The sequence below is a fragment of the Sphingomonas echinoides genome (genome assembly GCF_029623395.1).
GTDB classification, from domain to species: domain Bacteria; phylum Pseudomonadota; class Alphaproteobacteria; order Sphingomonadales; family Sphingomonadaceae; genus Sphingomonas; species Sphingomonas echinoides_A.
On record NZ_JAPYKK010000027.1, the window covers coordinates 26,233 to 49,186 of the forward strand.

Sequence of the window (22,954 nt, forward strand, 5' to 3'; positions counted from 1 at the left end):
GTGCGCGCGGTTACTCGACCCAGTCGAGCCCCATGTCGCGGTACACGTCGCGCTCGTCGTCCCAGCCCGGGCGGACCTTGACGTGCAGGTACAGATGCACCGGCCGGCCCATGATGCTGCTGAGCTCGGTCCGCGCGCGCGCGCCGATCTCCTTGATCCGCGTGCCGCCCTTGCCGAGCACAATCGCGCGCTGCGTCGGGCGTTCTACCAGGATCTGCTGGTGGATCTCGACCGAACCGTCCTCGCGCTCGAGATATTGCTCGGTCTCGACCGCCGAGGCGTAGGGGAGTTCGGCGTGGAGCTGGAGAAAGATCTGCTCGCGCGTGACTTCGGACGCGAGGCTGCGCTCGGTCGCGTCGGAGACCTGGTCCTCGGGAAAGTGCCACGGCTCGGCGGGCATCCGCGCCGCGAGATGCGCCTTGAGCTCAGGCAGCCCGTCCCCGGTCGAGGCGCTGACGAAGAACGTCTCGTCGAACGCCACCAGGCCGTTGAGCCGCTCGGCATGGAGCAGCAGCTTCGCCTTGTCCGCCAGGTCGACCTTGTTGAGGATCAGGTACTTGGGCTCGGGCCGGTCCTTGATCGCGGTAGCGATGTCGGTGACCTTGGTCGGTAACCCGCCCTTGGCATCGACCACCAGGGCGAGCACGTCCGCGCCTTCCGCGCCGCCCCACGCCGCCTGCACCATCGCGCGGTCGAACCGGCGCTTGGGCTCGAAGATGCCGGGCGTATCGACCAGCAGCAACTGCGTGTCGCCCTCGATCGCGACGCCCATCAGCCGCACGCGCGTGGTCTGCGCCTTGGGGCTGACGATCGCGACCTTTTGCCCAACGAGCGCGTTGACAAGCGTCGACTTGCCCGCATTGGGAGCGCCGAGGACGGCAACGAGTCCGCATTTCTGGTCGGTCATGGGGTATCCTTGGAACGCCGAGTGTTCGTGACCGACACCGGAATCGTTGATGGCAGATGCTGCGCTTCTTCGGCGAAGACCGGGACCCGAGCACGGGCCGGGGAGTGCCGCGGACCGAGCTCCGGCACATCCGCCATCACGACTGGGCCCCGACCGTCGCCGAAGAAGCGCTTATGGGTAAAGCGAGCATGGCCTCTACCGAAAACGGCACCGTTCCGCCAGTAGCGCCTATTGTTCGTCCTCATAGCCGTCGCGCTGCGGCGCGCGATCCTCGTCCTCGTCGCGGCGGCGGCGGTCGCGCTCGTCGTTCCCGCTGGGTTCGAAATCGAGCCGCCCGTCGCGCAGCCGGACTCGCCCGACGCCAGGGATTTCGCCCTCGACCGGTGGAATGTTGCCCGGATCGAGGAAATTCTCGATCGTCTGGTCATAGCCATTGGCGTCGGGATCGATCACTTCGGGCACCGCCTCGGGCACCACCGCTGCGCCCACCCCCAGCGCCTGCTGCATGAAATCGCGCCACACCCGCGCGGGCACGCCGCCGCCGGACAGACCCGCATTGGGGGTGTTGTCGTCATTGCCGACCCACACGCCGACCACCAACCCGTTGGCGAACCCAACGAACAGCGCGTCGCGATTGTCCTGCGTCGTCCCGGTCTTGCCATAGGTCTTGACCGACAGCGCCGCCGCGCGGCCCGTCCCCGTCTCGGCGGATGCCGACAGCAGGTCGAGCATCTCGTCGCGGATCGTCCCCGACAAGGCGTGCGGGCGATCGGTCAGGCTTGCGAGCATCCCGCGCTCGGGCGGATCCTCGAGCCCGCGCGCGCGGACCGGATATTGCTCCGCCGCCACCGCCGCATAGGCCTGGGTCAGCTCGAGCAACGACATGCTCGCGGTGCCGAGCGCGATCGTCGCCTCGTTCGGGATCGGCGTGGTGACGCCGAGGTCGCGCGCCGCCTTGATGACGTTCGCGACGCCGACTTCCTGCGTGATCCGCGCCGCCGCCACGTTGGACGAGCGCGCGAATGCCTGCCGCAGCGTGATCGGGCCGAGATACCGCCCGTCCGAGTTGCGCGGGCTCCAGTTGGCGATCGTGATCGGCTTGTCCTCGACGATCGAATCCGGCGTCATGCCGTGGCGCATCGCCGCGAGATAGACGAACAGCTTGAACGCCGATCCCGGCTGCCGCATCGCCTGGGTCGCGCGGTTGAACGGGCTGTCGGCGTAGGATTTTCCCCCGACCATCGCGACCACGCGACCGTCCGGCCGCATCGCCACCAGCGCGACTTGCGCCTGCCGCAACCCTGCACGCCGGACCGCGCGTTCGGCGGCACTTTGCAAGCGGCGGTCGAGCGTGGTGCGGACCTTGCTCTCGCGCGCCAGATCACCCGCCTGATCGCGTGCCGCCGGGAGCACCCAATCCGCGAAATACGTCCCGTTGGGGAGCGGCGCGACGCGGTCGGTCGCGAGGCGCGCGGGGCGAACGCCGGCTGCGATGTCCTTGTCGAGGAACCCGCCCTCGACCATCGCGCGCAGCACCAGCGCACCGCGGGCCCGCGCGCCCGACAAATTGACCGTCGGCGCAAGCCGCGACGGCGCCTTGACCAACCCGGCGAGCATCGCCCCTTGCGCGATCGACAGATTTTGCGGAGTCCGCCCGAAATAATGCTTCGCGGCCGCGCTGAGGCCGTACGTGTTGTCGCCGAAATAGACCGTCGACAGATAGCGCGACAGGATCTGGTCCTTGGTCAGCCACGCCTCGAGCCAGAAGGCGATCAGCACTTCACGAATCTTGCGGGCAGCGGTGCGATCCGAATCGAGGAACGCGTTCTTCGCGAGCTGTTGCGTGATCGTGCTGCCGCCCTGGTCACGCCCGCTGGAGCGGAGATTATGGACGAACGCGCGCGCGATTCCCTGCGGGTCGATCCCCCAATGCGAGCGGAAGCGCCGATCCTCGATCGCGAGGAAGGCGTTGGTGACGTTCTTCGGTAGCTTGGCGGCATCCACCGGCGCACCGACGATCGCACCGCGCCGCGCAATCGGCGTGCCGTCGTCCGCGAGCAGCGTGACGCTGGGCGGCGTGGGCGGCTGGAGCGACTTAGACAAGGGCGCGGTCACCGCGAGCCAGGCGACCGCGAGCACGAACAGCACGATCAGCGCGGCAAGCCCGCGCATGATCCAGCGCATCCAATTGACCCGTCGCCAGCGCGACCCGCGGTCGTCGCCGTCGTCCTCCGGTTCATACGGGGCTTCACGCAAATACCGCTCGGGCGGCGGCACACCGTCCTTCAGTTCCAGCGGGGTCCGCGGGTCCATGCGATCGGATGCGTCAAAAGGGTAACGGCGCATGCTCACCAGATCCCGAAATTCGGACGAACCAGTGTGTTACCTGTATAGAACAGACCGCGCAAGCATGGGAAAAGCATCTCCGGGCGCTTAGCAGGGCGCGCCGTGCCGCGCGAGCCATGTTGCACGGCTTCTGCAGTCCAACCCCGCGAAGCATTGAGGCAAAGCGTGCGTCGGGCTATTGAAGACGCCTCCGGTCGCCCCGCGGCCCTGTCGAAAGCCCGAACCGATGGCCGAAACCCTTCTCGATCAGCCCCTAGTCGTCGGTATCGGCGGGACGATCGGCGGTGTTTCCTCGACCGAACGCGCCCTGCGGATCGCGCTGGACGCGGCGGGCCGCGAGGGATTCCGCACGCGGATGTTCGGCGGCGCGGACATGGCGCGGCTCCCGCTCTACGACCCAAAGGCGACCACGCGCACCCCGGACGAAACCGAATTCGTCGAGACCGTCCGTCAGGCCTCCGCAATCATCATCGCCTCGCCCGGCTATCACGGCAGCATCTCGGGCGTGGTCAAGAACGCGCTCGACCTGCTCGAGGAAACCGCGCGCGATCCGCATCGGCCGTATCTTGCGGACATGCCGGTCGGGCTGATCGCGACCGCCTACGGATGGCAGGCGACGGGCAGCACGATCGCGGCGCTGCGCTCGATCGTCCACGCGCTGCGCGGCTGGCCGACGCCGTTCGCCGCCGCGGTCAACACGCAACTGACCAAGTTCGACGACGACGGCGGCGCCAGCGACGCCGCGGTGATCGAGCAGCTTTCGCTCGTCGGCAAGCAGGTGGCGCGGTTCGTCCCCGTGGCGATCCAGCATGGGTGAGCCGATCGATCGTCGCGCGGCACTCGCGCTTGGGGGCCTCGGCGTCGGCGCGCTCGCCAGCACACCGCTCTGGGCGCAGGGAATGGTCGACCTCGGCCTCTCGAACGGCACCGGCGAACGCGCGCTGACCGATGCCTTCCCCGGCAAGAAGGGCATGATCCTCCAGCGTAGTCGCGCGCCGCTGCTCGAAACCCCGATGGCGGCGTTCGATGGCGCGCTCGGCGACGATCCGTTCACCCCGAACGACCGCTTCTATGTGCGCTGGCATTATGCCGACATCCCGCTGTCGGTCGATGCCGCTGCGTTCCGGCTCAAGATCGGTGGCGCGGTCCAGCGCGCGACGGCGCTCTCACTCGCCGATATCCAGGCGATGCCCAAGGTCGAGGTGGCGGCGGTCAACCAGTGTTCGGGCAACTCGCGCGGTCTGTTCGCGCCGCGCGTCCCGGGCGCGCAATGGGGCAATGGCGCGATGGGCAATGCGCGCTGGACCGGCGTGCGGCTGCGCGACCTGCTCGACCGCGCCGGTGTCGCGCCGGGCGTGGTGCAGGTGAAGGTCTCCGGGCTCGATGAGGCGCCGGGCGACGCACCCAAGTTCGCCAAGGCGCTCGCGCTCGACCATGCGCGGACCGACGACGTGATCGTCGCCTACGGAATGAACGGCACGGCGCTCCCGCTGCTCAACGGTTTCCCGCTGCGGCTGATCGTCCCTGGCTGGTTCTCGACCTATTGGATCAAGGCGCTCGATTCGATCGAGCTGCTCACCACGCCCGACACCGGTTTCTGGATGGAAAAGGCGTATCGCATCCCCGCGACCGCCGACGCGGGCGTTCAGCCCGGCGCGAAGGATTTCGCAACCGTCCCGATCGGCCGGATGCCGCCGCGCGCCTTCTTCACGCGCACGACCCCGCAGGAAGTTCGCGGGATCGCGATGGGCGGCGACGCAGGAGTCGCCACGGTCGAGGTCTCGGTCGATCGCGGGCAAAGCTGGAAGGCGGCACAGCTCGGGCCGGATCACGGCGCGTACAGCTTCCGCCGCTGGTCGATGCCGCTCACCGGGCTGCCGCGAGGTGCCCACGACATTGCGGTGCGCACCACCAACACCCGCGGCGCCGGCCAGAAGCCCACGCCGATCTGGAATCCCGGAGGCTATATGCGAAGCAGCATCGAAACCGCACACTTGGTGGTGGCATGACGCGTATTTGGCTCGTCGCGCTGCTGCTGCTCGGCGCGTGTCAGCGCGCGCCGTCTGCGGGCCATCCCGCCGGCGCCGGGATCGCGCTAGCATCGCAATCGATCACGCTCCCCGACGAGACCGTGACGCTGCCGGCCAGCGCGGAAATCCTCACCACGAATTGCACCGCCTGCCATTCGCCTGAGATGCTGCTGACTCAGCCCAAGCTCGACGCCAAGACCTGGACCGCCGAGATCGGCAAGATGCGCACCGCGTATAAGGCGGCGATCGATCCGACCGACGACCCCAAGATCCTCGCCGCGCTGCTCACGCTCCCCAATCAGAAATAGGCGCGGACGAAGAACACGATCGTCGTGGCGGCGGTAACGAACAGCGTCCAGCCCCGCACCAGCCCGGGGGACAGCCGCTTGCCGATCACCGCGCCGATCCATCCGCCGAACACCGCGCCGATCAGCATCGGCACTGCCGCCGCCCAATTGACCAGCCCGGTCGTGATGAACACGATCGCGGCGGCGGCATTGGCGATCGCCAGCATCAGCGTGCGGGGTGCGAACAGCGCACGCGGAGAAACGCCCGCGAGCAACCCATAGATCGCGGTCGTCATCAATCCGACGCCCCCACCGAAATAGCCGCCATACACGCCCAGCAACGACTGCGAGACGATCAGCGTCCGCTGCCCGATCGTGACGCGGGCGTGGAGCGCGTCCGCGGCGCGTTTGCCGTAAGCGATCACTACGAGCGCCATCAGCAACAGCCACGGGATGAGCAGGTCGAACACGCGCGTCGGCGTCACCACTAGCAACGCACTTCCGGCCAGCCCGCCGACGAAGGTGATTCCGCCGAGCAGCCAGACGTTGACTCCGCCGACCGGCCCAAGCTCGCGGCGGAACGCCCAGCTGCTGGTCGCCGCCCCCGGCAGCAACGCGACGTTCGACGTCGCATTGGCGGTGTTCGCAGGAAGCCCCAGCGCGATCAGCGCCGGCAGCGTCGCGAACGTGCCCCCGCCGGCCAGCGCATTCATCGCCCCACCGAGGACCCCTGCGCCCCCGGACAAGGCTATCGTCGTCAGATTTGCCAGCCGATCAGACTCGCATCGGCATCAGCACGTACAGCGCGGCCGACTTGTCATTCTCGCGGATCAGCGTCGGCGCGGCGGCATCGGCGAGGTGAACCTCGATCGTGTCGCCATCAAGCTGCCCGAGAATGTCGAGCAGATAGCGGCTGTTGAACCCGATCTCGAAGCCGAGCGCGGTGTAGTCGCCCGGGACTTCCTCCGCCGCGGTGCCGTTTTCGGGCGAGCTCACCGACAGGATGATCTTGTCGCGGTCGAGCGCCATCTTGACCGCGCGGGTCTTCTCGGTCGCGATCGTCGAGACGCGGTCGACGCCTTCCTCGAAGCTGCGCGGGTCGATCTTGAGGATCTTGTCGTTACCCGTCGGGATGACGCGGCTGTAGTCCGGGAAGGTGCCGTCGATCAGCTTGGAGGTCAGCAACGCCTGCCCCAGATCGAAGCGGATCTTGGTCGGCGACATCGACACGCCGACCGAACCGTCGATTTCATCGAGCAATTTGCGCAGTTCGGCGATGCATTTGCGCGGAATGATGATGTCCGGCATCGATTCGGCGCCATCCGGGCGCGGCATCGTCACGCGGGCGAGGCGGTGGCCGTCGGTCGCGGCGGCCTTGAGCACGGGGAGCGGATCCTCCGACACGTGCCAGAAGATGCCGTTCAGATAATAGCGCGTTTCCTCGGTCGAGATCGCGAAGCGCGTCTTGTCGATGATCTGCTTGAGCGTCTCGGCGGGCAGCTCGAAGCTGACCGGGAGTTCACCCTCCGCGATTACCGGGAAATCGTCGCGCGGCAGCGTGCCGAGCTGGAACTTGGCGCGGCCCGCCATGATCGTCATCTTGCCATCGGCCGCGCTCAGCGAGACCTGGCTGCCCTCGGGCAGCTTGCGCGCGATGTCGAACAGCGTGTGCGCCGACACGGTGGTCGAGCCGGGCTGGTCGACCGCGGCCGCGATCGTCTCGTTGATCTGCAAGTCCAGATCGGTCGCCATCAGCTTGAGGCCACCTTCGGCGGTCGCCTCGATCAGGACGTTGGACAGGATTGGAATGGTGTTGCGCCGCTCGACCACCGACTGGACGTGGCTGAGCCCCTTCAACAAGGTTGCGCGTTCGATCGTCGCCTTCATGCCGTTCCCCCGGGCCGCCGCCCCAATTTCAGCCCGTTCCGGTGTCAACCGGGGGCAATTCGCCGTGTGCCTTTCCTTAAACATAAAAGGGGCCGGAGCAAGCGCCCCGACCCCTCTTACCCACAGCTAAATCAGGCGTGGGCCGTCTCGTTTCCCGTCGCAAGCGACCGGATCAGAAGCGGAAGCCGACTCCGGCCAGGACCTGGTGACGATCCGTGTCGACGCCGAAGTTGTTGGTGTTCGCACCGTTCGCGAACTCAAGACGCGCATTGCCGTAGTTCGAATAGCGATACTCGATCTTGGCATAGGTGCGCGGCGTGATCGCCTGCTCGAGCCCTGCGCCGACGCGGTAACCGTCCAGCGTGAAATGCTCGCCGGTGGTGACCGTCCCGTTGTTCGCGGTCAGGTCGAGCCGCGCGTTGGTGTAGCCGCCCTTGGCGTACAGCAACGTCGCCGGGGTCAGCTTGTAGCCGACGCGCGCGCCGACATACAGGTCGCGACCCGCCTTGACGCGGCCATAGCCGAGCGCGGCGGCGTCGACCGGATTGTTGGTGACCTTGCTGGTCGATCCGGTGACTTCGCCTTCGATACCGTAGACGATCCGGCTGCCGTTATCGAAATCATAGCCGATGTCGCCGCCGTACGTCAGGCCGTCGGCGCCGCGGTCGCCGCGGATGCTCGATCCGTCGGTGCTGCCGGGCTGCAGCTTGTCATAGCCGAGCAGAACGCCGGCGCGCGGGCCGTTGAACGCGCGGTCGGGGGAATTCGTGGGCGGGCCGTCCTGGGCCAGTGCGGGGGCTGCCATGCCGAGGCCGAGAACGGCGGTGGCGGCGGTGAGGACGATCTTGCGCATTGGGGGTACTCCATGGTGTTCGCCCGCCGATGTCTCATCCTTGGCGGCGGGGAAGGCTCAGATAGGCGCTCGCAAACGGGCTTGCATGAACCTCAGATAAACACGGAAATCCGTTGCTTTTGGGCCACACGGGGTTGAAGACGCGGGCATGGATTCCAACGCCCAGATGCGGTCGCAAACCGCCGCGAAGTCGCCACGGAGTGGCCGCGATTACATCGCGCGACACGGTGAAACGGTCTTCAATGCGGCGGGACGGTTGCAGGGCGAGCATCTCCACACCCCCCTCACCCGCGCCGGTTTCGCGCAAGCGGACGAGATGGGGCGCGCCTTACGCGAAAAATTGGGGCCAAAACCCGCGCTGACGCTATGGGCCTCGCCGACCGGACGCGCGTTACAGACGCTCGCGGTGATCGCCGAGCACCTCGACCTCGACTGGCACGCCGCCAGAACCGACTCGCGCCTGGTCGAAATCGACACCGGCGACTGGGGCGGGCGCTATTATACGGATCTCGCGGCGGAAGGGCTGACGGTGGTCGATCGCGCCACCGGGTTGCTCCACCCCGCGCCGAACGGCGAAGACTATCCCGCGATCGCGGAGCGCGTCTCGGGCTGGCTGGCGGATACCGATGGCGATGCCGGCGACCGGCTGGTGATCCTGCACGGCATCTCCAGCCGGGTGCTGCGCGGGGTGATGACCGGCGGCGCGGACCTGCCCGGCTACGGCGCGCCCGCGTTGCCTGGTTTGCCGCAGGGCTCGCTCGTGCAAATCGAGCACGGCGTCGAGACGGTGCTCCATCGCGGCGCCGGGCACGCGCCAGCGTGAACCGGACACGATGGGCGGTGCTCGCGCTGGCGGCGCTGCCCGCGGTCGCGGGTGCGCGCGAGACGATCGGCGTGTTCGATCGCTGGGGCGCGTTCAGCGATTCCGCCCCCCGCCGCTGTTTCGCGATCGCCGAGCCGGTCAGCGCGGGCGGCGCATCGCGCTGGCGCCCGTTCGCGAGCATCGCCAGCTGGCCGCGCGCGGGCGGCGGGGGCGCACGCCATCAGCTCCACGTCCGGCTCAGCCGCGACCGCAACCCGCAGGCGCGCGTGACATTGTCGGTCGGCGAGCGCCGCTTCGACCTGACCGCGACCGCCGCCGACGCCTGGGCACCCGATGCACGCGCCGACGCGGCGATCGTCTCCGCGATTCGATCGAGCCGCAGCATGAGCGTGGAAACGCTCAGCCGCGCCGGGGGGCCGTTCGCGGACGTCTATGCGCTGAAGGGCGCGGCGACTGCGATCGATGCGGCGGCGCTGGCGTGCCTCAAGGGATAGCGGGGCCGTTCGGTCAACGGCGACTGGTGCGCGGAGCGACGCCATCGCCAGCCGCCCCGGAACCGTTAGCGGAGCTGCTCCTCCAGACTGCGCGTACGAGACGTCCTTTCCGCGCCGGTATGCAAGGTCGAAGCGGGCTCGATCAGCAACACCCAGCATTCGTCCTCCGCGACGGGGTTGTGGCGCACCCCGCTCGGGACGGTCAGGAAATCCCCCTGTTCGAGCGCGACGACTTCGGTCTCGAACTCGATCCGGAGCGATCCCTTGACGATGTAGAAGAGCTCATCCTGTCCGTCATGCGCATGCCAGACGAGTTCGCCCTTCAGCTTCGCCGCCTTGAGCAGCTGGTCGTTGACCTGGCCAATGACCTTGGGGGACCAGTAATCCGTCACTCGGTCGAACGCGGTGGCGAGCGCGGTTGGCGATAACATTTGAATCTCCGGGCAAGGCGGAAGCGGCGCCGGGTCGAGCCCAGGACCGAAGGATCATACAAGCTGGACCCGCGACCGCAATCATCCCCATGCCATGTGACAGCTTAGTCGATGGCTGACGACGTCCGGCAAGATTTCCCGCCCCAGCACGCCGCTATCTAACAAGGTTCGCACGCGATGCGGCCCCGGGCATGCCCCTCCCGGAAACACCCCATCCGCACAGGGAGTAGAAAATCCCGCGATTTTCCCCTATGTGCAGCCCCATGCAGACAGCACCAGCCTACGCCATGCCCATTCCGGGGCATATCGACCCCGTACCCGTGCCGCGCGCGCTGGTGCCGCGCAGCGATGGGCGGATCGATCTGCTCGGGCTGTCCAAGCCCGATCTCAAGATGGCGCTCGAGACCTCGCAGCTCGACCCCAAGCAGGCGAAGCTGCGCGCCAAGCAATTGTGGCACTGGATCTACAATCGCGGCGTCACCGACTTTTCGCTGATGACCGACATCTCGAAGACGATGCAGCCGTGGCTCGAACAGCGCTTCACGATCAGCCGCCCGCAAGTGGTCGAGGCGCAGGTGTCGACCGACGGGACGCGCAAGTGGCTGCTGCGGACCGACGACGGCAACGATTACGAGATGGTGTTCATTCCCGATGCGGATCGCGGCACCCTGTGCGTGTCGAGCCAGGTCGGCTGCACGCTCAACTGCCGCTTTTGCCACACCGGCACGATGCGGCTGGTGCGCAACCTGACCCCGGGCGAGATCGTCGGGCAGGTGATGCTCGCGCGCGATGCTTTGGGCGAATGGCCGAGCCAGCCCGAGGGGCGCATGCTCACCAACATCGTGATGATGGGGATGGGCGAGCCACTCTATAATTTCGACAATGTCCGCGACGGGCTGAAGATCGTGATGGACGGCGACGGGATCGGCCTGTCGCGGCGGCGGATCACGCTGTCGACCTCGGGCGTGGTGCCGCTGATGGCACGCGCGGGCGAGGAGATTTCGGTCAACCTCGCGGTGTCCTTGCACGCGGTGACCAACGAGATCCGCGACGAGATCGTGCCGATCAACCGCAAGTATAAGCTCGAGCAAGTGCTGCAGGCGTGCGCGGATTATCCGGGCGCGAACAACGCGCGGCGGATCACGTTCGAATATGTCATGCTCAAGGACAAGAACGACAGCGACGCGGATGCGCGCGAGCTGGTGCGGTTGCTGAAATTCTATGACCTGCCGGCGAAGGTCAATCTGATCCCGTTCAACCCGTGGCCGGGCGCGCCCTATGAGTGCTCGACGCCGGAGCGGATCAAGGCGTTCTCGAACATCGTGTTCGACGCCGGGATCAGCGCCCCGGTCCGCACCCCGCGCGGCCGCGACATCGACGCGGCGTGCGGGCAGTTGAAGACCGCGAGCGAGAAGAAAACGCGCGCGGAGCTGGATGCGCTGGCGGCGGAGAAGCAGGCGGCGTTGGGCTAGGGTTCGCCCCCCCGTTCGGGCTGAGCGAAGTCGAAGCCCCCGTCTCCCCCGAGCCTAGGCTTGCTTGGGAGCGGCCCTTCGACTGCGCTCAGGGCGAACGGATGGGGTCGGGCGACGGCTCACCCCAGCGTGTAAAAATCCACCGCCGCACCGTGGAACAGCCGGTCGATGTCCGCCCCGGCCGCGCGCGCCATCCGCAGCGCATCGTCGTGCCAGCGACGCCAATCATCCCCCGACAACAAGACGACCGGCCAGTCGCTCCCCCACATCAGCCGCGGCCCGAACGCATTAACGAGGTGCGCAACATAAGGCGCGAGGTCGCTCGCGGGCTGGCCGGGGGCCTGTTCGGTCCGCAACCCGGACAGTTTGCAATGCACCCCAAGCCCAGCGAGCGCGGCAATGTCGTCGCGCCACGGATCGAGCGTCCCCGCGGCGGCGAACGGCTTGGCGGCATGATCGATCACGATCGGCAGATCGGGCCAGCGCTCCACGAACCGCGCGAGCATCGGCAGATGGCGCGGCTGGACCAGCGCATCCAGCCGCAGCCCCGCCGCCTGCATCGCCGCGATCGCGGGAGCGAGGTCCGCGCGCAGCAGCCAGTCGGTATCATCGATCGACTGGAGCATCGGGCGCAGCCCGCGCAACCACGGGTTGCCGGCAAGCGTGGCGATGCGATCAGGCGCGGCGGGGTCGGTAAGGTCGACCCAGCCGACCACCGCGCGCACCAGCGGCGTGCGCTCCGCCAGCGCGAGCATCCAGTCGGTATCGGCATCGGTCGGTTGCGACTGGACCAGGACGCTTCCCGCCAGCGGAAGCCCGTCGCACGCGGCGATCAGGTCTGCCGGCCCGAAATCGCGGTGGATCGGCGCTTCGGCCGCCGTCGGCCATTCATGTCCGGGCGTCGTCAGCGACCAGAAGTGTTGGTGCGCGTCGATCCATCGCGTCATCGTCGTTCCTCGTGCAATCCCTTGACCGGAATGCCATTTGCGGACCGCGGAGACCAGCCCCGCGGCGTCAGGTCCGATACCGCTGCAACGGCAGCACCAGCCCGGCGGCCACGAAATAGCTCGCGTCGACCTGCCCCGCGACCGCCTGGTTGAGCCGCCCCGCCGCATCGCGGAAGGTGCGACCAAGCGGATGATCGGGGACGATCCCCATCCCGACCTCGTTGGTCACGATCACGATCGGCAACGGACTCCCCGCGATGGCAGCCAGCAGATCGTCCGTCGCGCCCGCGATGTCATGCTCGCCAAGCATCAGGTTGGACAGCCACAGGGTCAGGCAATCGACCAGCACCGCGCCGCTTTCGACCGAAGCGATCGCCGCGGGCAGCGCGAGCGGGCACTCCACCGTCCGCCAGCGCTCCCCCCGGTCGGCGCGATGCCGCGCGATCCGGTCCGCCATCTCGCCGTCGCGGCCCTCGGCAGTGGCGAGATAGGCGAGCGGCCCGGCGCAGGCCTCCGCCGTCTGCTGCGCGAGGCGGCTCTTGCCCGAGCGGGCGCCGCCCAGGAATAGTGTCGTCCGTGTCACATCTTGCCCTCGCCCAAAGCGCGCTCTAGACGCGCCGATGCGACAGGTTCCCAGAGATGGGATGAAAAGGGAACCCGGAAGCGCGCGGGCACGTGCGTCATCCGGGGCTGTCCCCGCAACTGTGACCGGCGAGTCTTGCTCCATTCGTGTGCCACTGGATCCCCGGATCCGGGAAGGCCGAGCCAGACGACGACCCGGGAGCCAGGAGACCTGCCTGTCGCGGTTGTCCTTCGTCCGGCCGGGGTGTGCCGCGCGATCGAGGTTTTCCTCGTGAGACGACGTGGTTGGGGTCGTGCGCGGGGCGGAAAGCGGAATTCCGACATAGCGCCGTGCGTGCCCCCGTAGCTGTTGCGAAGGGGAATAACCGTGAAGACCTGTGCCTATCTGATCCTGCTGCCGTGCATCGCCGCCGCCGCGCCCGCGTTCGCCGAGAGCGCGCAATCCACCGCCACGCTGGAGCAAGCCGCCGCTGCATCGCAGGATATCGTCGTCACCGCCAACCGCGCGGCGCGCCCGGCGGATACCGTCGGCCAGTCGGTCACGGTGCTCGACACCGCGACGATTACCGAGCGCCAGGCAGTCGTCGTGTCCGACCTGCTGCGCCAGACGCCCGGCGTCACCGTGGTGCGCAACGGCGGGATCGGCACCACCACCTCGGTCAGCATCCGCGGCGCGGACAGCGACCAGACCGTCGCGCTGATCGACGGGATCAAGCTCAACGATCCCTCCGCTCCCGGCGGCGGGTTCAATTTCGGCAATCTGCTGATCGGCAACATCCAGCGGATCGAAGTGCTGCGCGGCGCGCAATCGGTGCTGTGGGGCAGCCAGGCGATCGGCGGCGTCGTCAACCTCATCACCCGCCAGCCGACCGAGCAGATCGCGATCAACGCGCGTGCCGAGGGCGGCGGCTATGGCACCGCACAGGGCTTCGCCAACGTCTCGGGCAAGGTCGGGCCGGTGTCCGCGAGCCTCGGCGGCGGCTATTACGGCACCGACGGGATCTCGGCCTATGCCCCCGGCACCGAGCGCGACGGGTACCGCAATTATGCCGCGAACGGCAGCCTGGGGATCGCGCTGGCCCGCGACGTCTCGGTCGACCTGCGCGGCTTCTATACCAACAGCCGGACCGACATCGACGGGTTCCCGCCCCCCAACTTCACCTTCGGCGACACGCGCGAATATGGCGATGTCGAACAATGGGTCGGCTATGCCGGGCTCAACGCCGCGCTGTTCGACGGGCGTCTGCACAATCGCTTCGGTTATGCGCATACCGACACCGACCGCCGCAACATCGACCCCGATGGCGACCCGACCGAGACGTTCCGCGGGATCGGCCGCAACGACCGGCTGGAATATCAGGGCACCGCGAACGTCACCTCGGCGGTGTTCGCGACCTTTGGCGCGGAGCGGGAAGTGTCGCGCTTTTCGTCATCGAGCTTCGGCGGGCCGGTCACGCGGGGCCGGGCGCGGCTGTTCAGCGTCTATGGCCAGCTCGCCGTCACCCCGATCACCGGGCTGACCGCGACCGGCGGCGTGCGGCATGACGACCACAATGTGTTCGGCGGCGCGACGACCTTTTCGGGCAGCGGCGTCTATTCGCCCAATGGCGGCGCGACCACGCTGCGCGCGAGCTATTCGGAAGGCTTCAAGGCGCCGACGCTCTACCAGTTGCAAAGCGAATACGGGAACACGGCGCTGAACCCGGAACGCTCGCACGGCTGGGACGCCGGGGTCACGCAAAAGGCGCTGAACGGCGCGGTCGAGGCGAGCGCGACCTACTTCCATCGCAATTCGACCGATCTCATCACCTTCGTGTCGTGCGACGCGCCGCTCACGGGGATTTGCGCCGATCGCCCGTTCGGCACCTATGACAATATCGCACGGACTCGTGCGCAAGGGGTGGAGCTGACGCTTTTGCTGCGTCCGGTCGAGGCGCTGACGGTGAGCGCGAGCTACACCTATCTCGACGCGACCGACCGCTCCGCCGGCAGCCGCAATTTCGGGCGCAAGCTCGCGCGGCGGCCCGACAGCAGCATCACGGTCAACGCCGATTATCGCTGGGCGTTCGGCCTGACGACGGGGGCGACGCTGACCTCGGTCGGGGATAGTTTCGACAATGCGTCGAACGCGCGGCGGCTCGACGGTTATGTGCTCGGCGACGTGCGCGCGTCCTTCCCGGTCACGAAGAAGGTCGAAGTGTTCGGGCGGATCGAGAACGTGTTCGATACGAAATACCAGACGATCTACCAATATGGCCAACCGGGCCGCGCTGCCTTCGGCGGCGTCCGCCTGACGTATTGAGCGTTGCGCTCGCGCGATCTTGCCCTGTTCCACGCGCACGGCGGGCGCGTGGACGCCGCGCGTGCGATGTTCGGCGGAGACGACTGGATCGACCTGTCGACCGGGATCGCGCCCTGGGCATGGCCGGTCGCAGGCTTGCCGCTCGGGTGGGAGCAGCTCCCCGAACCGGACGCGATCTCAGGGCTCGAGGCCGCCGCGGCGGAGGCGTTCGGCGTGGCGGATCCGGCGCGGGTCGTCGCGGTTCCGGGCAGCGACCTTGCGATGCGGCTGCTCGCGCCGGTGATCGCTGCGCGGCGACCGTGCGTGGTGCGGCCGGGCTATGCCGGGCATCTCGCGGCATGGCCTGACGCGGTTGCCGTGGCACCGGAAGCTGTCACGGCCCTACAAACGAGCGGTTCCCCCGCGCAGGCGGGTGCCGAGGGTACCGCACCGAACGCGCGTAACTCTGGGCTCCTGCCTGCGCAGGACCACCGCGGCGTCAGAGACGCCGACCTGCTCGTCCTCGCCAGCCCGGCCAACCCGGACGGGCGTGTGACCGATCCCACGCTTTTGCGCACGCTGGCGCAACGGATGACTGTGGTGGTCGACGAAGCCTATGCCGACCCCGCGCCCGGACTCTGCCCGGACGCCGACGACCGCCTCGTCGTGTTGCGTTCGTTCGGAAAATTCTACGGGCTCCCCGGTCTGCGTCTGGGGTTCGTCATCGCCGGAACCGATCTTGCCCCGCGACTGCGCGCGTTACTCGGCGACTGGCCGGTGTCGTCCGCGGCGGTCGCGATCGGCACCGCGGCGTATCGCGACCAGCACTGGCACCGCGCGCAACAGGCGCGCATCACCGAAACGGGCGGCTTGCTCGACGAAGTCTTGCGCGATGCAAACCTCGACGTCGTCGGCCACGCGCCGCTGTTCCGGCTGATTGCATGCGACGGTGCGACAAAGCTGTTCGAAACGCTCGCGCATCATGCCATCCTGACTCGTCCCTTCGCCGACCAGCCCGACCGGCTGCGCATCGGCCTGCCGCGCGGTGCGGCAGGTCTCGTCCGTCTCGCCACCGCGCTCGAGGAGTTCCCCCGATGACGACCGAAACCCCCGAAGATTTCGCCCGCCACAACGCGCGCAGCAAACGCATCGCCGCCGCGCGCGAGCGGATGCAGGCACGCCGCACGCTCGAACGCGGGCTGCTGATCGTCCACACCGGCAACGGCAAGGGCAAGTCCTCCTCCGCGTTCGGGATGGCGATCCGCAGCATCGGCTGGGGGATGAAGGTCGCGATCCTGCAATATGTGAAGGGCAAGTGGGAGACGGGCGAGCGCAACTTCTTCGAGGCCTATCCCGATCTCGCGACGTTCGAGGTGATGGGCGAAGGCTTCACCTGGGACACGCAGGACCGCGAACTCGACATCGCCGCAGCGCGCGCCGCTTGGGAGCGGTCCAAGGCGATGATCCTCGATCCCGCAATCGAATTCGTGATCCTCGACGAACTCAACATCGTGCTGCGCGACGACACGCTGCCGATCGCCGAGATCGTCGCGTTTCTGAAGGATCGCCCGCTGACCAAGCACATCTGCATCACCGGGCGCGGCGCGAAGCCCGAATTGCTCGAGATCGCGGACCTCGTCACCGATTTCACCGAAGTGAAGCACCCGTACAATGCCGGGTTCAAGGCGCAGAAGGGCGTCGAGTTTTGATCCGATTGCTCGCTCTGTCTCTTGCGGCGGCGCTGCTGACCTCCGCCGCGCCGGTGCGCCCGCCGCGGATCGTGTCGATCAACCCGTGTATCGACGCGGTACTGGTGCGCGTCGCGGACCCGGCGCAAATCGCGGGGATCAGCCATTATTCGCAGGACCCGCGCGCGACGTCGATCCCGCTCGGCATCGCCAATCGCTTCCATGCAACCTCGGGGACCGCGGAAGAGGTCGTCGCGCTGCGCCCCGACATGGTGCTGACCGGCCCGCATACCGAACCCGCGACCGTCGCGGCGCTCAAGCGGCTGCACATTACGCTGGTGCAGTATAAGGTGCCCGAGAGCGTCGCGGAGAGCATCACGCAGGTGCGCGACATCGCCGCCGCCGTGCGGCATCCCGAGCGCAGCGCGGCGCTGGCCGCGCGGATCGCGGCGGCGGCAACGCCATCGCGCGCCACGCCGGTATCGGCGTTGATCTGGCAGTCGGGCGGCCTCGTCCCCGGCAGCGGCACGCTTCCCGACGAACTGCTCCGGCGCGGCGGGTTCCGCAACATGAGTGCTGCCTATGGCCTCAAGAAATGGGACGTGCTGCCGCTCGAATATCTCATCGCCAAACCGCCGCGCGTGCTGCTGTCGACCGCCGCCGCCGAAACGGGCGAGGATCGGGTGACGTCGCATCCAGCGGTGCGGCGGCTGGCGCAGCATATCGCGGTCGCGCCCTACCCGATCCGGCTGATGAACTGTGGTGGGCCGACGATCATCGATGCGATGGCGCGCTTGCGGCAAGTGCGCAGCGGGTTCGCGGCATGACCCGGCTCACGCTCTGGCTGGTGCTCGCGCTGCTGCTGGCGGCGGCCCTGTCGGTCGCCTCGGGCAAGATCTGGGTCCCGCTCGATGCGTGGACTGCCGCCGATCCGCGTTCGATCATCATCGTCGAATTGCGGCTCCCCCGAACGTTGCTGGCGCTGCTCGTCGGTGGTGCGCTCGGCCTGTCGGGGGCCGTAATGCAGGGCTATCTGCGCAATCCGCTCGCCGATCCCGGACTGTTCGGGGTGTCGTCGGGCGCGGCGTTCGGCGCGGTCGTGTCGCTCTATTTCGGTTATGCGGTGCAATTGTGGTTGCTGCCCGCCTTCGCGCTCGCGGGGGCCGGGGTGACGATGGCGCTGCTCGCCTTGATCGCGGGGCGATCGGGAAGCCTGATCCTGTTCACGCTCGCAGGCATGATCCTGACGAGCATCACCGGATCGCTCACCGCGCTCGCGATCAGCCTTGCGCCGACGCCGTTCGTCTCGTCGCAGATCGTGACGTGGCTGATGGGCGCGCTGACCGATCGCAGCTGGGACGACATCAAGGTCGCGCTGCCGCTGATCGTGGTAGGCGCGGCCCTGCTCGCGACCACCGCGCGGTCGCTCGATGCGCTGACGCTCGGCGAGCAGGCGGCGCGTTCGGTCGGGGTCGATCCGGGGCGACTGCAGCTTGTCGTAATCGCGGGGACTGCGTTGTGCGTCGGCGCGGCGGTGGCGTCGGCGGGGATCATCGGGTTCGTCGGGCTGATCGTCCCGCATATGGTGCGCCCGTTCGCGGGGAACCGGCCGTCCGCGATCCTGCTCCCCTCCGCGCTCGGCGGGGCGGTGCTGCTGACGGTCGCGGACAGCCTCGTCCGGCTCGCGCCGACGGTGAGCGAATTGCGGCTGGGAATCGCGATGTCGATGCTGGGCGGGCCGTTCTTCCTGTATCTGCTGATCCGCATGCGCAGGAGGCTTGCATGAGCGTGCTCGCCGCCGAGGGGATCGGCCTGTCGCTGGACGGCAAGCGCATCCTCGATTCCGTCAGCCACGTGTTCCGCCGCGGGCGGGTGACCGCGCTGCTCGGGCCGAACGGCGCGGGCAAGAGCACGCTGCTCGATTGCCTTGCCGCGTTGCGCAAGCCCGAGGACGGCGCGGCGACGCTCGACGGGCAGGACGTCCAGCGGATCGACCGGCATGTCCGCGCGCGCGCGATCGGGCTGTTGCCGCAGGCCGCCGACGTGCACTGGAACATCGACGTCGCGACGCTGGTGGGGCTTGGACGCCTGCCGCATCGCGGGCGCTGGGGCGAGACCGCCACGGACCGCGACGCGGTCGCACGCGCGCTGGCGGCGACCGACATGACCGGGCTCGCCGACCAGGGCGTCGAGCATCTCTCGGGCGGCGAACGCGGTCGTGCGTTGCTCGCCCGCGTGCTGGCGGGGGAGCCGGAATGGCTGCTCGCCGACGAACCGCTCGCGAGCCTCGATCCCGGGCACCAGCTCGACGTGCTCGCCCGGCTGCGCAGCATTGCCGATGCGGGGAGCGGGGTCGTGCTGGTGCTGCACGACCTGCATCTCGCCGCGCGTGTCGCCGACGATGCGGTGCTGCTGCGGGGCGGCAGGGTCGTCGCCGCGGGGCCTGCCGAGGACGTGCTGACCGCGCCGCTGATCGCCGAGGCGTATGGCGTCGACGTCGAGATCGGGCTGACGCCCGCGGGCCACCGCTTCATCCTGCCGATCGCGCGGTGAACCATGCCGCGCTGCTGCTCCCGATGCTGATCGCGGAAGCCGCGCTCGGCTATCCGAGAGGCTGGTGGCATCCGGTGATGGCGGCGGGGGCGCTGATCGACACGGTCGAGCGGCGCTGGAACCGCGGCGACGCGGTGCGGCAGCGGGTCGGCGGAGTCGCGTTGCTTGGCGTATTGATCGGAGCGTCGCCGATCCTCGGCGGCGCGATCGAGCGGGTCGCTGGTCATGGCTGGGGGCTGGCGATCGTCGTGCTCGTCGGCACGACAGGCCTCGCGCAGCGCAGTCTCGACGATCACGTCCGTGCCGTGCTGCGACCGCTAGCCGCGGGGGATCTGCCGGGGGCGCGGAATGCGGTCGCGATGATCGTGGGCCGCGACACCGATACGCTCGACGAAGCGGGCGTCGCCACCGCCGCGATCGAAAGCCTCGCCGAGAGTTTCTGCGACGGCGTCGTCGCGCCCGCCTTCTGGTTCCTGCTCCTGGGCTTGCCGGGCCTGTTCGCGGCGAAGGCGATCAACACCGCCGATTCGATGATCGGCCACCGTACGCCGCGCTACATCTGGTTCGGCTGGGCGGCGGCGCGCGCGGACGATGGCGTCAACTGGCTCCCGGCACGTTTGTCGGGCGTGCTGCTCTGTCTCGCGGGGCGCGGCGGCTGGCGGACGATGCTGCGCGACGCGCGGCACCATGCCTCGCCCAATGGCGGCTGGCCCGAAGCCGCGATGGCGGGCGCGCTATCGTGCACGCTGGGCGGCCCGGTCAGCTATGATCGCCAACCCGCGATGCGTGCGATCCTCGGCCAAGGCCCCCGGCCCGGTGCGCGCGATCTGGCGCGCGCGTTGCGGATCTACCGGGTCGCGTGCGTGCTGCTATGGGTGATCGTCGGGGGAATCGCATGGCTGGCGTGATGTTGCAGGGGACCGGGTCCGACGTCGGCAAGTCGGTGCTGGTCGCGGGGCTGTGCCGCGTATTCGCCAATCGCGGGCTGCGGGTCGCGCCGTTCAAGCCGCAGAACATGTCGAACAACGCCGCCGTCACCGCCGATGGCGGCGAGATCGGCCGCGCACAGGCGTTGCAGGCGATTGCCGCACGGATTCCGGCGAGCGTCGACATGAACCCGGTCCTGCTCAAGCCGCAAAGCGATCGGACCTCGCAACTGGTCGTGCGCGGCAAGGCGCAGGGGACGATGCGCGCAGGCGATTACTGGCGGCGCAAACCCGAGCTATTGCCAGAGGTGCTTGCCGCCTATCACCGGCTCAACGCAGACGCCGATATCGTCGTGGTCGAGGGCGCGGGCTCTCCCGCCGAGATCAACCTGCGCCACGGCGACATCGCCAACATGGGGTTCGCGCGCGCGGCAAACGTGCCGGTCGTGCTGGTCGGCGATATCGACCGCGGCGGCGTGATCGCGGCGCTGGTCGGCACGCAGGCGGTGATCGACCCCGCTGATGCCGCGATGATCCGCGGGTTCCTGATCAACAAGTTCCGCGGCGACGTGACGCTGTTCGACGACGGCCTCGCCGCGATCGTGGAGCGCACTGGCTGGCGCAGCCTCGGCGTCGTGCCGTGGCTGGCGGACGCGGCGCGGCTTCCGGCGGAGGATGCGGTCGCGCTCGGGCGCGATACCGGCGACGGCGCGGGTCCGCTGATCGCGGTGCCGATGCTGTCGCGGATCGCCAATTTCGACGATTTCGACGCGCTCGCGCACGAACCCGGCGTCCGGCTCGCGATGATCCCCCCGGGGCAACCGCTGCCCGGCGACGCAGCGCTGGTCATTCTGCCCGGGACCAAGGCGACGATTCCCGACCTCGCCTTCCTACGCGCGCAGGGGTGGGACATGGATCTCGCCGCGCATGTCCGCCGCGGCGGTCGGGTGCTCGGGATTTGCGGGGGGTATCAGATGTTGGGGAACACGATCGCCGACCCCGACGGGATCGAGGGCGAAGCCGGTTCGGTGGCGGGATTGGGCCTGCTGCCGATCGACACGGTGATCCATGCCGACAAGCGCACCCGCCCGATCAGCGGGCGGTTCGCGGACGCGGATGCGCGCTTCACCGGGTACGAAATTCACGCAGGCGTCACGACCGTGGATCCGTCGGCACCGCCGCTGCTGCGCTTCGACGACGGGGCACATGACGGGACGACTGCGCGCGACGGGCAGATCGGCGGCTGCTACGTCCACGGCCTGTTCGATCAGCCGGAAGCCCGCGCGTGGCTCGTCGCGAGCCTCGGCGCAGTGTCGGACGGGCTCGACCGGCGCGAGACGATCGACGCCGCGCTCGACGCGATCGCCTTGGAGCTCGAACGCGTGGTCGACGTGGACGCGCTGCTTACCATCGCAAAGGACGCCGGATGATCGACGAACACACCGTCTGGGCGCATCTCGACGCGCTCGCCAAACCGCGCCGCAGCCTCGGGCGGCTCGAGGAGATCGCGGTTGCGCTCGCGCTGACGCAGGGGCGGATCGATCCCCGCACCCGGCCCCGCCGCGTCGTGCTGTTCGCGGGCGACCACGGCTGCGTCGCGGACGGCGTGTCGGCCTGGCCTTCGGCGGTGACGGGGATGATGGTCGGCACGATCCTCGCGGGCGCGGCGACGAGCAGCGCGCTGGCCGCTGCGAACGATTGCCCGCTGCGATTGGTCGATGTCGGCGTCGCGGGGCCGCGCCCGGTCGATCCGCCCGCCTTCTTCCGCGATGCCCGGATCGGCGACGGCAGCGCGAGCCTCGCGCACGGCCCCGCCCTGACGCGCGCGCAGTTCGATGCTGCGTGGCAGGTCGGTGCGGACGAAGCGGGCCACGCGGTTGCGGAAGGGGCCGCGCTGCTGATCGCTGGCGAGATGGGGATCGGCAACACCACCCCCGCCGCGTGTCTGACGGCGCTGCTGACCGGGCTCGACGGCGATGCGGTGGTCGGGCGTGGCGCGGGGGCGGATGACGCGACGCGCGCGACCAAGGTGCGGGTCGTCGCGGCGGCGGTCGCGCGGGCGGCCCCGCTGCTTGCCGAAGAGGCGACCGCTGCGATCGCGTCGGTCTGCGGGTATGAGATCGCGGCGATGGCGGGGTTCTTCGCGCAGGGCGCGGCAAGCGGGTGCACGCTTCTGCTCGACGGCTATGTCGCGACCGCTGCCGCGCTGATCGCCGAGCGACTTGCGCCGAGCACGGTCCGCAGCATGATCGCGGGGCATCGCTCGGCCGAACCGGGGCACGCCGCCGCGCTTGCAGCACTCGGGCTGGCGCCGATCCTCGAATGGGAAATGCGGCTGGGGGAAGCGAGCGGCGCGCTGGTCGCGCTGCCGTTGCTCGATGCCGCCGCCGCGCTGCTCACCGACGTCGCGCGGCTCGACGCGATCGGCGCGGACCGGGCGGACTGAC

23 protein-coding genes and 1 riboswitch are annotated in these 22,954 nt (G+C 68.8%); of the genes, 15 read left to right on the plus strand and 8 right to left on the minus strand.

Going from position 1 to position 22,954, the window contains the following annotated elements; genetic code table 11:
* Positions 1 to 10 precede the first annotated feature (10 nt).
* Entirely contained in the window at positions 11 to 907 is an 897-nt protein-coding gene (era, locus tag QBJ92_RS14775; RefSeq protein ID WP_010161764.1) for a GTPase Era, read from the minus strand.
* 228 nt (positions 908 to 1,135) lie between these two features.
* Positions 1,136 to 3,253: a transglycosylase domain-containing protein gene (locus QBJ92_RS14780; protein WP_277970466.1), complete on the minus strand. Its 2,118-nt coding sequence runs from the start codon at positions 3,251 to 3,253 to the stop codon at positions 1,136 to 1,138.
* Positions 3,254 to 3,479: 226 nt separating this feature from the next.
* Here QBJ92_RS14780 and QBJ92_RS14785 point away from each other — a divergent pair, with 226 nt between their 5' ends.
* The 3 genes from QBJ92_RS14785 to QBJ92_RS14795 are packed head-to-tail and all read left to right on the plus strand — an operon-like array spanning position 3,480 to position 5,591.
* Entirely contained in the window at positions 3,480 to 4,070 is a 591-nt protein-coding gene (locus tag QBJ92_RS14785) for an NADPH-dependent FMN reductase (RefSeq protein WP_277970467.1), read from the plus strand.
* Positions 4,063 to 5,262, plus strand: a complete 1,200-nt coding sequence (locus tag QBJ92_RS14790; protein WP_277970468.1) for a molybdopterin-dependent oxidoreductase — start codon at positions 4,063 to 4,065, stop codon at positions 5,260 to 5,262. The genes QBJ92_RS14785 and QBJ92_RS14790 overlap by 8 nt, the downstream gene beginning before the upstream one ends.
* Positions 5,259 to 5,591, plus strand: coding sequence for a cytochrome C nitrite reductase (locus QBJ92_RS14795; RefSeq protein ID WP_277970469.1), 333 nt, complete (start codon positions 5,259 to 5,261; stop codon positions 5,589 to 5,591). Before QBJ92_RS14790 ends, QBJ92_RS14795 begins: the two co-directional genes overlap by 4 nt.
* On the opposite strand, the gene QBJ92_RS14800 is transcribed toward QBJ92_RS14795, so the two are convergent.
* The 3 genes from QBJ92_RS14800 to QBJ92_RS14810 form a co-directional block, all read right to left on the minus strand.
* A complete protein-coding gene (locus QBJ92_RS14800) occupies positions 5,582 to 6,316 on the minus strand; it encodes a sulfite exporter TauE/SafE family protein (RefSeq protein WP_277970470.1) in 735 nt (244 codons plus the stop codon). The genes QBJ92_RS14795 and QBJ92_RS14800 overlap by 10 nt on opposite strands.
* A gap of 28 nt (positions 6,317 to 6,344) precedes the next feature.
* Entirely contained in the window at positions 6,345 to 7,457 is a 1,113-nt protein-coding gene (dnaN, locus tag QBJ92_RS14805; protein ID WP_277970471.1) for a DNA polymerase III subunit beta, read from the minus strand.
* Between the two features lie 172 nt (positions 7,458 to 7,629).
* The gene (locus tag QBJ92_RS14810) at positions 7,630 to 8,310 is read right to left on the minus strand and encodes an outer membrane protein (RefSeq protein ID WP_277970472.1); all 681 of its coding nucleotides are present in this window, start codon (positions 8,308 to 8,310) and stop codon (positions 7,630 to 7,632) included.
* A 148-nt stretch (positions 8,311 to 8,458) separates the two neighbouring features.
* On the opposite strand from QBJ92_RS14810, the gene QBJ92_RS14815 reads away from it, so the two are divergent.
* Positions 8,459 to 9,133, plus strand: coding sequence for a histidine phosphatase family protein (locus QBJ92_RS14815; protein WP_277970473.1), 675 nt, complete (start codon positions 8,459 to 8,461; stop codon positions 9,131 to 9,133).
* Positions 9,130 to 9,627, plus strand: a complete 498-nt coding sequence (locus QBJ92_RS14820) for a hypothetical protein (protein WP_277970474.1) — start codon at positions 9,130 to 9,132, stop codon at positions 9,625 to 9,627. Before QBJ92_RS14815 ends, QBJ92_RS14820 begins: the two co-directional genes overlap by 4 nt.
* A gap of 65 nt (positions 9,628 to 9,692) precedes the next feature.
* Here the strand turns inward: QBJ92_RS14820 and QBJ92_RS14825 are convergent, their stop codons facing one another.
* Positions 9,693 to 10,058, minus strand: coding sequence for a cupin domain-containing protein (locus QBJ92_RS14825; protein WP_277970475.1), 366 nt, complete (start codon positions 10,056 to 10,058; stop codon positions 9,693 to 9,695).
* A 263-nt stretch (positions 10,059 to 10,321) separates the two neighbouring features.
* Between QBJ92_RS14825 and rlmN the strand changes: the two genes are divergently transcribed.
* On the plus strand, positions 10,322 to 11,530 hold the full coding sequence (rlmN, locus tag QBJ92_RS14830; protein ID WP_277970476.1) for a 23S rRNA (adenine(2503)-C(2))-methyltransferase RlmN: 1,209 nt from the start codon (positions 10,322 to 10,324) through the stop codon (positions 11,528 to 11,530).
* Between the two features lie 119 nt (positions 11,531 to 11,649).
* Here the strand turns inward: rlmN and QBJ92_RS14835 are convergent, their stop codons facing one another.
* Both QBJ92_RS14835 and cobU read right to left on the minus strand, forming a co-directional pair.
* The gene (locus QBJ92_RS14835) at positions 11,650 to 12,477 is read right to left on the minus strand and encodes an amidohydrolase family protein (protein WP_277970477.1); all 828 of its coding nucleotides are present in this window, start codon (positions 12,475 to 12,477) and stop codon (positions 11,650 to 11,652) included.
* A 67-nt stretch (positions 12,478 to 12,544) separates the two neighbouring features.
* Positions 12,545 to 13,060 carry a bifunctional adenosylcobinamide kinase/adenosylcobinamide-phosphate guanylyltransferase gene (gene cobU, locus QBJ92_RS14840; RefSeq protein WP_277970478.1) on the minus strand — a complete coding sequence of 172 codons (516 nt, stop codon included), beginning with the start codon at positions 13,058 to 13,060 and terminating at the stop codon, positions 12,545 to 12,547.
* A gap of 27 nt (positions 13,061 to 13,087) precedes the next feature.
* A riboswitch (cobalamin riboswitch) is annotated at positions 13,088 to 13,292 on the plus strand.
* A gap of 134 nt (positions 13,293 to 13,426) precedes the next feature.
* On the opposite strand from cobU, the gene QBJ92_RS14845 reads away from it, so the two are divergent.
* From QBJ92_RS14845 to cobT, 9 genes are read left to right on the plus strand one after another with little or no spacing between them, the layout of a single operon-like run.
* Positions 13,427 to 15,361, plus strand: a complete 1,935-nt coding sequence (locus tag QBJ92_RS14845; RefSeq protein WP_277970479.1) for a TonB-dependent receptor plug domain-containing protein — start codon at positions 13,427 to 13,429, stop codon at positions 15,359 to 15,361.
* A gap of 3 nt (positions 15,362 to 15,364) precedes the next feature.
* Positions 15,365 to 16,438: an aminotransferase class I/II-fold pyridoxal phosphate-dependent enzyme gene (locus QBJ92_RS14850; protein ID WP_277970480.1), complete on the plus strand. Its 1,074-nt coding sequence runs from the start codon at positions 15,365 to 15,367 to the stop codon at positions 16,436 to 16,438.
* Positions 16,435 to 17,049, plus strand: coding sequence for a cob(I)yrinic acid a,c-diamide adenosyltransferase (cobO, locus tag QBJ92_RS14855; RefSeq protein ID WP_131530122.1), 615 nt, complete (start codon positions 16,435 to 16,437; stop codon positions 17,047 to 17,049). The genes QBJ92_RS14850 and cobO overlap by 4 nt, the downstream gene beginning before the upstream one ends.
* A complete protein-coding gene (locus tag QBJ92_RS14860; protein ID WP_277970481.1) occupies positions 17,046 to 17,855 on the plus strand; it encodes an ABC transporter substrate-binding protein in 810 nt (269 codons plus the stop codon). Before cobO ends, QBJ92_RS14860 begins: the two co-directional genes overlap by 4 nt.
* Positions 17,852 to 18,814, plus strand: a complete 963-nt coding sequence (locus tag QBJ92_RS14865; RefSeq protein WP_277970482.1) for a FecCD family ABC transporter permease — start codon at positions 17,852 to 17,854, stop codon at positions 18,812 to 18,814. Before QBJ92_RS14860 ends, QBJ92_RS14865 begins: the two co-directional genes overlap by 4 nt.
* Positions 18,811 to 19,581, plus strand: coding sequence for an ABC transporter ATP-binding protein (locus QBJ92_RS14870; protein WP_277970483.1), 771 nt, complete (start codon positions 18,811 to 18,813; stop codon positions 19,579 to 19,581). The genes QBJ92_RS14865 and QBJ92_RS14870 overlap by 4 nt, the downstream gene beginning before the upstream one ends.
* Positions 19,578 to 20,489 carry an adenosylcobinamide-phosphate synthase CbiB gene (gene cbiB, locus QBJ92_RS14875; protein ID WP_277970484.1) on the plus strand — a complete coding sequence of 304 codons (912 nt, stop codon included), beginning with the start codon at positions 19,578 to 19,580 and terminating at the stop codon, positions 20,487 to 20,489. The genes QBJ92_RS14870 and cbiB overlap by 4 nt, the downstream gene beginning before the upstream one ends.
* Positions 20,477 to 21,937 carry a cobyric acid synthase gene (locus QBJ92_RS14880; protein ID WP_277970485.1) on the plus strand — a complete coding sequence of 487 codons (1,461 nt, stop codon included), beginning with the start codon at positions 20,477 to 20,479 and terminating at the stop codon, positions 21,935 to 21,937. The genes cbiB and QBJ92_RS14880 overlap by 13 nt, the downstream gene beginning before the upstream one ends.
* Complete coding sequence (cobT, locus tag QBJ92_RS14885) at positions 21,934 to 22,953, plus strand: nicotinate-nucleotide--dimethylbenzimidazole phosphoribosyltransferase (protein ID WP_277970486.1); 1,020 nt, start codon at positions 21,934 to 21,936, stop codon at positions 22,951 to 22,953. The genes QBJ92_RS14880 and cobT overlap by 4 nt, the downstream gene beginning before the upstream one ends.
* The last annotated feature ends 1 nt before the right edge of the window (position 22,954 follow it).